This is a genomic window from uncultured Thiodictyon sp., assembly GCA_903837595.1.
Lineage (GTDB): Bacteria > Pseudomonadota > Gammaproteobacteria > Chromatiales > Chromatiaceae > Thiodictyon.
In genome coordinates this window covers 1-8,971 of record CAILVI010000218.1, presented here as the reverse complement: position 1 = coordinate 8,971, position 8,971 = coordinate 1, and the positions used below count along the sequence as shown (strand labels likewise).

The following is an 8,971-nucleotide window of genomic DNA, read 5'->3' as shown; positions in this document are numbered from 1 at the left end:
GGAATAACAAATAAAAGCCTAACCTTTTGCGCTGATTCCCAAGTTCCAATTGGGAACCCGGCCCGGGAAGCTACGCTTCCAGAGTCCCGGCGATCCGCGAAGGGGAGCTTCGCAGACAGGGTTCCCAAGGGCACCTTGGAACGAGCAGAACGCATCGTCATCCCAGCCGGCTGGGACTCACGCGGCATAGGGACGAACCTCCCGATCCAGTCGAGTACTCAGGTACTGCTCGGCGACGATCAGGTCATAGCGATCTTGCAGGTTCAGCCAGAACACGGGCTCGATGCCGAAATACCTCCCGAGACGTAGGGCGCTATCCGCCGAGATGGCGCGCGCTCCCCGGACGATCTCAGCAATCAGGCGCGGGGAGACGCTGATGTCTTCAGCCAGCCGGTCCTGGGCAATCCCCATCGGTTCAAGAAACTCCGCAAGCAGGATCTCGCCGGGGTGAATGCGGGGGAAGTCTCCATCAGTCATGGCGCAGCCGCAACTTGTCGCCACCGCCCAAAGAAAAAGGGGCCGTCCGGCCCCCTTTTCTGGCCCGGCTATCAACCAGACCCTGCCCGCCGAATGAGACGGGGTTATCAATCGTGGTGCGTAGAAACCCTCGAGGCGCACAGCGCCCGACCCAGGCGTGACACCGCCACAGCGGTGTCACGAGAGCGTTTGCGGGGGCGCAGCCGCCTTATTCGCCCAATTCCACCGCCTTCATGCTCAAGCGAATCCGCCCCTGCTTGTCGACCTCCAGCACCTTGACGCGGACCTGGTCGCCTTCCTTGAGCTTGTCGGTCACTGACTGGACGCGCTCCTCGCAGATCTGCGAGATATGCACCAGGCCGTCACGACCGGGGAGGATGGTGACGAAGGCACCGAAGTCCATGATGCGGGCGACCTTGCCCTCATAGACCTTGCCCACCTCGACATCGGCGGTGATCAGGCGAATGCGGCGCTTGGCCTCTTCGCCGGCGGCCTTCTCGACCGAGAAGATCTTGACCACGCCGTCGTCGGTGATGTCGATGGTGGCGCCGGTCTCCTCGGTGATGGCACGGATGACCGAGCCGCCCTTGCCGATGACGTCGCGGATCTTCTCCGGGTGGATCTTGATCTCGATGATGCGCGGCGCGTGCTCGGACATCTCGGAGCGGTGGACATTGATGACCTTGCTCATCTCGCCCAGGATGTGCAGCCGCCCGACCTTCGCCTGGGCCAGCGCGACCTCCATGATCTCGCGGGTGATGCCCTCGATCTTGATGTCCATCTGCAGGGCGTTGATGCCCTCGGCGGTACCGGCGACCTTGAAGTCCATGTCACCGAGATGGTCCTCGTCACCCATGATGTCGGTGAGGACGACGAACTTGTCCCCTTCCTTGATCAGGCCCATCGCGACGCCGGCCACCGGGGCCTTGATCGGGACGCCGGCGTCCATCAGCGACAAACTGGTGCCACAGACGCTGGCCATGGAGCTGGAGCCGTTGGACTCGGTGATCTCGGAGACAACCCGCACCGAATAGGGGAAGGCCTCAATGCCGGGCATGACGGCCAGCACGCCGCGCTTGGCCAGGCGCCCGTGGCCGATCTCGCGGCGCTTGGGGCTGCCGACGCGGCCGATCTCACCGACGCAGAAGGGCGGGAAGTTGTAGTGGAGCATGAAGGGCTCGCGCCGCTCCCCTTCCAGTGCGTCGATGATCTGGCTATCACGCTCGGTACCGAGCGTGGTGATGACCAACGCCTGGGTCTCACCGCGGGTGAAGAGCGCGGACCCGTGGGTGCGCGGCAACACGCCGGTACGGATGGTGATGGGACGCACGGTGGTGGTGTCGCGCCCGTCGATACGCGGCCGGCCTTCGAGGATGCTGCCGCGCACGATGCGGCTCTCCAGGCGCTCGATGGACGCCTGGATCTGCTGCTCGCTCCAGGTGTTGCCCTCAATGGTGCGGATGCGCTCGATGACATCGGCACGCACCGCGTCAAGGACGTTATAGCGCGCCATCTTGTCCTTGATGGTGTAGACCTCGGCGATCGGATTGGCACCGTAATGGGCGACCGACTCTTCCAACTGCGGGTCGGGTTGGACCGGCTTGAAGGTGATGGGGGCCTTGTGGACCGCCGCCGCCAGTTCGCGGATCGCCTGGATGACGACCTGCATCTGTTCGTGGCCGAACAGCACGGCGCCAAGCATGATCTCCTCGGACAGCCCCCGCGCCTCGGATTCCACCATCAGCACGGCGTGCTCGGTGCCGGCGACCACCAGGTCCAGGTCGCTGTCCGGCCCCAGACCGACGACGGCGGGATTGAGGATGTACTGACCGTCCTTGTAGCCGACCCGGGCGGCGGCGATGGGGCCGTTGAAGGGCGCCCCAGAGACGGCCAGCGCGGCGGAGGCACCGATGAGCGCCGGGACCTCAGGATTCACGGCCGGGTTCAGCGATTTGACCGTGGCGATGATCTGGACTTCGTTGGTGAAGCCATCGGCAAACAGGGGGCGGATCGGACGGTCGATCAGACGCGAGGTCAGGATCTCGGTCTCGCTCGGGCGGCCCTCGCGACGGAAGAAGCCGCCGGGGATGCGGCCGGCGGCGTAGGTCTTTTCCTGGTAGTCCACGGTGAGCGGCAGGAAGTCACGCTCCGGGCCGGCCTTCTTCTGCACCACCACGGTGACCAGCACCACGGTACCGCCCATGTTGACCATGACAGCGCCGTCCGCCTGGCGGGCGATCTCGCCGGTCTCCAGCGTCATGGTCTGGTCGCCGAACTGGAACTGCTTAACGATTGGAGTGGGAATCACTGGAATCACGGGTCATGCCTCGGGTCTGAGTCGCGGGCCTGGATCGCTGGTGCGGATGAACAGCTGCGATCGCAGGTTCGGGCCTCGGGTTTTGAGTCGCCGCAGCCTCAAGCGTCCTGGTGCTTCGGGATCTCGGGGGTGCCGCCGCCAGGCGGCCGGCACCTTGGATATGGGAACCCGGGCGGCGCGCACGGCCGCCACGGGGACCCGGGACCGTGCGACCGCTGTCGCCGGCCCCTGGGCGGACGTCAGCGACGCAGACCCAGACGCGCGATCAGCGCACGATAGCGGTCCACGTCCTCACGCTTGAGATAGTCGAGCAGCTTGCGCCGGGAGTTGACCATCCGGACCAGGCCGCGGCGTGAGTGGTGGTCGTGCTTGTGCGCGCTGAAGTGATCGGTCAGGCCCTGGATGCGGGCGGTCAAGAGTGCGACCTGCACCTCGGGGGAACCGGTGTCGTTTTCAGCACGGGCATAGGCCGTGACGACCTCTTTTTTCTGGGCAGCGGTCATGGTCATTGGCGGTCTCCTAATAGACTGGGGAGGGGGATTAAAAGGCCCTTAAGCGACGGCACCCGCCGCCGCTGATCGCCCCGACAATGACATCAGGGGATCGGACCATACTGGTTAATTGTTAGTGTTTGCTCGGTAGGATGGGTAGAGCGCAGCGAAACCCATCACTCTGATCACTCATACCAGACGCTTGGGCTGCACCTTGCCGTCGTCCTGGATCTCACCGACGCCCAGGAAGTGCTTGGACAGGTCGTACAGCCGCACCAACCCTTCGGTGGGTGCTTGGGGGACCAGCACGGCCTGTCCCTGCTGCAAATAGAAGGCAGCGTCGGCCGACAGACGCACCGCAGGCCAATGGCCCAGGGCGGAGTCGAGCGGCAGCAGCAGGGCGTCGAGCCGCGCCGCCGCACCCTCCAACTCGGCCAGGTCGCGGATCTGCTCGAGCGTGATGAACTCGACCACGTTCTCCGCGTAGGGTCCGACCCCGGTGCGGCGCAACTGGCTCACATGCCCGCCGCAGCCCAACTCACGGCCGATGTCCTCGGCCAGGGTACGCACATAGGTGCCCTTGGAGCAGTGGACCTCGAGCTCGATCTCAGGCAGGTCGCAGGACAGTAAGTCCAGGGAGAAGATATGGATCGGACGCGTGGCGCGCTCGACCTCCACACCCTGGCGGGCCAGCTTGTAGAGCCGCTCGCCCCCCAGCTTGATCGCCGAGTACATGGGCGGGAGCTGGTCGATCAGGCCCAGGAAACCCGCCAGCACCGCGCGCACGCGCTGCGCATCGACGCCCTCCACGGGCTTGGTCTCCAATACCTCGCCCTCGGCGTCGGCCGTGGTGGTGGTGACACCCAGGCGCACCCGCACCCGGTAGCGCTTGTCCGCGTCCAGCAGAAAGGCGGAAAACTTGGTGGCCGCGCCCAGGCACACCGGCAAGAGCCCGGTGGCCAGCGGGTCCAGACTGCCCGTGTGCCCGGCTTTGGCGGCGCGATACAGTCGCTTGACTCGTTGCAGTGCGTCGTTGGACGTGAGCCCAAGCGGCTTGTCCAGCAACAGGATACCGGTGACATTACGTCCCGGGGGGTTACGCCGTTGGACGCCCTTCATGTGGGCCGCTCCTGTGCGTTCCCGGGTGCGGCATCCTCGCCATCCTCAGGCTCCCGGTCCACAATCCCCTCGACTGCACGGTCGATGAGGGCGGACAGGTGCATCCCCGCACCGATGGAGGTGTCATAGACGAAGTGCAGTTCCGGCATGGTGCGCAGCCGCACCCGCTGGGACAGGGCGTGGCGCAGGAAGCCGGCCAAACGACCATTGAGCAGCCGCGTCTGTGCGACCCCGTGCTCATCGTCGGTGCTGATCCCTGCCTCCTCCCCGACCGTGGGCAGGCAGGTAAAGAAGACCTTGGCGTGAGACAGGTCCTTGACCACGCGTACCTCATGGATGGTGAGGTCGGCGAGGCGCGGATCCCGCACCTCGTCGCGCAACACCTCATAGAGCTCACGCTTGAGTTCAGCGCCGATCCGCTCCGTACGATCGAATTCCTTCATGCGTTACAGCACCCGCGCCCGTTCGGTCCGTTCGAATACCTCAATGTGGTCACCGACCTGAACATCGTTGTAGTTCTTCACGCCGATACCGCAATCGGTGCCGGCCCGTACCTCGGCCACGTCGTCCTTGAAGCGACGCAGTGACTCCAGCGTGCCCTCGTAGATCACGACGTGATTACGCAGGACGCGGATCGGGTTGTTGCGCTTGATCAACCCGTCGACCACCATACAGCCGGCGATGGCGCCGAACTTGGATGAGCGGAAGACGTCGCGCACCTCCACCATGCCGATGATCTCCTCGGTGATCACCGGCCTGAGCAGACCCGAGATCGCCTTCTTCACGTCATCGATCAGCTCGTAGATGATGCTGTAGTAACGCAGATCGATCGCCTTCTCATCCACCACCCGCCGTGCCGCCGCATCCGCCCGGACATTGAAGCCCAGGATGATCGCATTGGAGGTCACCGCCAGGTTGGCGTCGGACTCGGTGATCCCACCGACCCCGGTCGCCACCAGGATGACCTTGACCTCGTCATTGGTGAGCTTGAGCAGGCTCTCGCGCAGGGCCTCCAGACTGCCCTGTACGTCGGCCTTGACGATGAGATTGACCGACTTCAACGCCCCGTCCTTGAGCTGGGAGAAGATCTGATCCAGGCTCACGCCCCGGTTCTCGTCCAGCTTGGAGCGACGCATGCGGGTGGAACGCAGCTCAGCCACCTCACGGGCGCGCCGTTCATCGACCACCGCCAGTACATCGTCACCGGCGTCGGGAGGCGCGGACAGACCCAGCACCTGCACCGGGATCGAGGGGCCGGCGGACTCAATGGACTTGCCGGCCTCGTCGAACATGGCGCGCACCCGGCCATATTCGCCGCCGCTCACGATCATATCGCCACGACGCAGCGTACCGGACTGCACCAGGATGGTAGCCACCGGGCCACGCCCCTTGTCCAGGCTGGACTCCACGATGGTCCCGCGGGCCGGACCGTCCACCGGGGCCTTGAGCTCCAGCACCTCGGCCTGCAACAGGATGGCGTCGAGCAGGTCGTCGATGCCGTCGCCGGTCTTGGCGGACACCTTGATCAACTGGGTGTCGCCACCCCAGGCCTCGGTCAGCACGTCGTGCTGGGAGAGTTCCTGCATGACCCGGTCAGGATTGGCGTCGGGCTTGTCCATCTTGTTGACGGCCACCACGATCGGCACCCCGGAGGCCTTGGCGTGTTGGATCGCCTCAATGGTCTGGGGCATGACGCCGTCGTCCGCCGCCACCACCAGCACCACGATGTCGGTCACCTTGGCCCCACGGGCACGCATCGCCGAGAAGGCGGCATGGCCCGGGGTGTCCAGGAAGGAGATGACCCCGCGGCTGGTCTCCACATGATAGGCACCGATGTGCTGGGTGATGCCGCCGGCCTCGCCGGAGGCGACCCGGGTGCGCCGGATGTAGTCCAGGAGCGAGGTCTTGCCATGGTCGACGTGACCCATGATGGTGACCACCGGGGCACGTGGCTGCGACTCGGCCAAACCGCTCTGCTCGTCGGCCTCCTCGATCAGGGTGTCCTCGGCGGTGCGGAGATCCGCGATGACGGCCGTGTGTCCCATCTCCTCGACGATCAGGACCGCGGTGTCGCGATCCAGCATCTGATTGATGGTGACCATCATTCCCTGCTTGAACAGGGCCTTGACCACATCACCCGCCTTGACCGACATGCGGCTCGCCAGTTCGCCCACCGAGATGGTCTCCGGCAGCGCCACCTCACGAATCACCGGCGTGGTGGGCCGCTGGAAGGTGTGCTTGTCCTGCAGCCCGGGCTTTTGGGTCTTGCGCTTGCGGCGCGGACGCCCGCCACTCACATCACCATCCACCTCTTCATATTCGACCCGCGGGGCCTCCAGCTCCCGGCCGCCGCGCGCCGTGTCCTTGCGCCCGGCCTTCTTGACTGATTTCTCCTTCTCGGAGAGTTCGGCCGGCTTCTTGGCGGCAACGACCACCGCCGGTTTCTTGCTGGCAGGCTTGGCGGGCTCGCCTCGCCGACGCACGACCACCTCTTCCACCTCATCGGCGACGATGACCGGCGCGACCGCCGCCGCTACCGCCGCCGGGGGAACGGTCTCGTCCACGGCCTCAACGGGTTCAGGCTCCGCGACTGGACGCGCCGCCTCCTCGGCCAGGCGTTGCACCTCGGCCTCCGCCTCGGCACGGCGCCGCGCCTCATCGGCCTCGCGGCGACGCTCGGCCTCCTCGCGGGTCTTGCGCTCGTGATCTTCCAATTCGCCCAGTCGGCGCGCCTCCTGCTCGGCACGCATGGCCTCCAATTCGGTGCGGCGACGGCCGCCATCGATGGGCGCGCTGCGCAGGGTCTGGCGCTCGCGCGGCGGGCGCGGCGGCTCAGGGCGACGCGGCGCCGGCGGCGCGGGCCGGGCCACTGGTGCAGGGGTGGGGGCCACGGTCTGCGCCTTCTCGTCAGTCGGCGCCGACGCTTCCGCAGCCGCCGGCTCATCGCCGCGTTTCACATAGGTCCGTTTACGGCGGACCTCGACGCTGATGGTCTTGGCCCGCGTGGTCGGGGTCGGCCGGGAACCGCCCGCGCCGCCCGCACCGCCCGTACTGGTGCCGGGCACCCGCGGGGTGACGGCAGGTTGGCGCAACTCGCTCACGCTCTTGCGCTTAAGCGTCACCTGGCTGGGATCGGCCCCGCCCTCGGACCCGCCTTTACCGTGGCTGCGTCGCAGATAGCTCAACAGCTTGAGCTTCTCCTGTTCGGTCAGGGTGGAATCGGCGTCACTGGCGCTGATACCGGCCTCCCCGAGTTGGGTCAGTAAACGTTCGACTGGAATGCCGACCGTGGAGGCGAGTTGTTTGACTGTCACTTCACTCATGTAACGGACCTCCTAACGGGATTCCCCGCCCGCATCGGCAAACCAGGGCTCACGTGCCTTCATGATAAGGCGCGCCGCCCGCTCCGCATCCATGCCCTCGATCTCCATCAATTCATCGACCGCCTGTTCGGCCAGGTCTTCCATGGTCGCCACCCCGCGGGCGGCCAGGGCCAAGACCAGGCCCTCGTCCATACCGTCCATGTCGAGCAGGTCCGCCGCGGGCTCGCCCCCGACCACCTCCTCGGTGGCGATGGCGCGGGTGAGCAGCACGTCCTTGGCGCGTTCGCGCAGTTCATTGATCGTGGCCTCATCGAGCTCATCGATCGCCTGCATCTCCGCGAGCGGCACATAGGCCACCTCGTCGACGCTGGTGAATCCCTCTTCGACCAAGATGGCGGCCAGATTCTCATCCACCCCGAGCTGATCCATAAAGCTGCGGACCGAGCGGTGCGCCTCCTGCTCGCTCTTGGCGGCCGCCGCCTCCTCGTTCATCACGTTCAACTCCCAGCCGGTCAGCTGGCTGGCCAGACGCACGTTCTGACCGTTGCGGCCGATCGCCTGGGACAGGTTCTCCTCCTTGACTGCCACGTCCATGCTGCGCGCCTCCTCGTCGATGACGATGGAGACCACGTCCGCCGGTGACATGGCGTTGATTACGTATTGGGCCGGGTTGTCGTCGTAAAGAATAATGTCCACCCGCTCGCCATTGAGTTCATTGGAGACTGCCTGGACGCGCGAGCCGCGCATGCCGACACAGGCGCCCACCGGATCAATGCGTGGGTCCTTGGTGCGCACGGCGATCTTGGCCCGCGCTCCGGGGTCCCGGGCGGCACCCAGGATCTGAATCATGCCCTCGCCGACCTCCGGGACCTCGAGCTTGAAGAGCTCGATCAGGAGCTCGGGGGCCGTGCGGCTGACAAACAGCTGCGGACCCTTGGCCTCGGCGCGCACATCGAAGAGATAGCCACGCAGCCGATCGCCGGAGCGGACCGATTCACGTGGGATGACATGCTCGCGGGGGATCAGGGCCTCGGCATTGTTGCCCAGGTCCAGCAGGATGCTGCCGCGGTCGGCCTTCTTGACGATCCCGGTGACCAACTCGCCCTTGCGCTCCATGAAGGCATCGACAATCTTGGTGCGCTCGGCCTCGCGCACCTTCTGCACGATGACCTGTTTGGCGGTCTGGGCAGCGATGCGCCCGAACAGCTCGGAATCGATCTCCTCCTCCATGAAGTCGCCGGCCG

The 8,971-nt window shown here is 65.8% G+C and carries 7 protein-coding genes; all 7 read right to left on the bottom strand.

Translation table 11 applies throughout. From position 1 onward, the window contains the following. Positions 1-177: 177 nt before the first annotated feature. Positions 178-477 carry a HigA family addiction module antitoxin gene (locus QZY44_RS11700; protein WP_295446393.1) on the bottom strand — a complete coding sequence of 100 codons (300 nt, stop codon included), beginning with the start codon at positions 475-477 and terminating at the stop codon, positions 178-180. Positions 478-685: 208 nt separating this feature from the next. Further along, the gene (pnp, locus tag QZY44_RS11695) at positions 686-2,785 is read right to left on the bottom strand and encodes a polyribonucleotide nucleotidyltransferase (RefSeq protein WP_295446392.1); all 2,100 of its coding nucleotides are present in this window, start codon (positions 2,783-2,785) and stop codon (positions 686-688) included. A 248-nt stretch (positions 2,786-3,033) separates the two neighbouring features. Further along, on the bottom strand, positions 3,034-3,303 hold the full coding sequence (rpsO, locus tag QZY44_RS11690; RefSeq protein WP_295446390.1) for a 30S ribosomal protein S15: 270 nt from the start codon (positions 3,301-3,303) through the stop codon (positions 3,034-3,036). A 171-nt stretch (positions 3,304-3,474) separates the two neighbouring features. After that, entirely contained in the window at positions 3,475-4,404 is a 930-nt protein-coding gene (gene truB, locus QZY44_RS11685) for a tRNA pseudouridine(55) synthase TruB (protein WP_295446388.1), read from the bottom strand. Continuing rightward, on the bottom strand, positions 4,401-4,847 hold the full coding sequence (rbfA, locus tag QZY44_RS11680) for a 30S ribosome-binding factor RbfA (protein WP_295446386.1): 447 nt from the start codon (positions 4,845-4,847) through the stop codon (positions 4,401-4,403). Before rbfA ends, truB begins: the two co-directional genes overlap by 4 nt. A 3-nt stretch (positions 4,848-4,850) precedes the next feature. Continuing rightward, positions 4,851-7,727: a translation initiation factor IF-2 gene (gene infB / locus QZY44_RS11675; RefSeq protein ID WP_295446384.1), complete on the bottom strand. Its 2,877-nt coding sequence runs from the start codon at positions 7,725-7,727 to the stop codon at positions 4,851-4,853. Positions 7,728-7,739: 12 nt separating this feature from the next. Beyond that, positions 7,740-8,971, bottom strand: a 1,232-nt coding sequence (gene nusA / locus QZY44_RS11670; protein ID WP_295446381.1) for a transcription termination factor NusA, incomplete at its 5' end; no start/stop codon positions are given.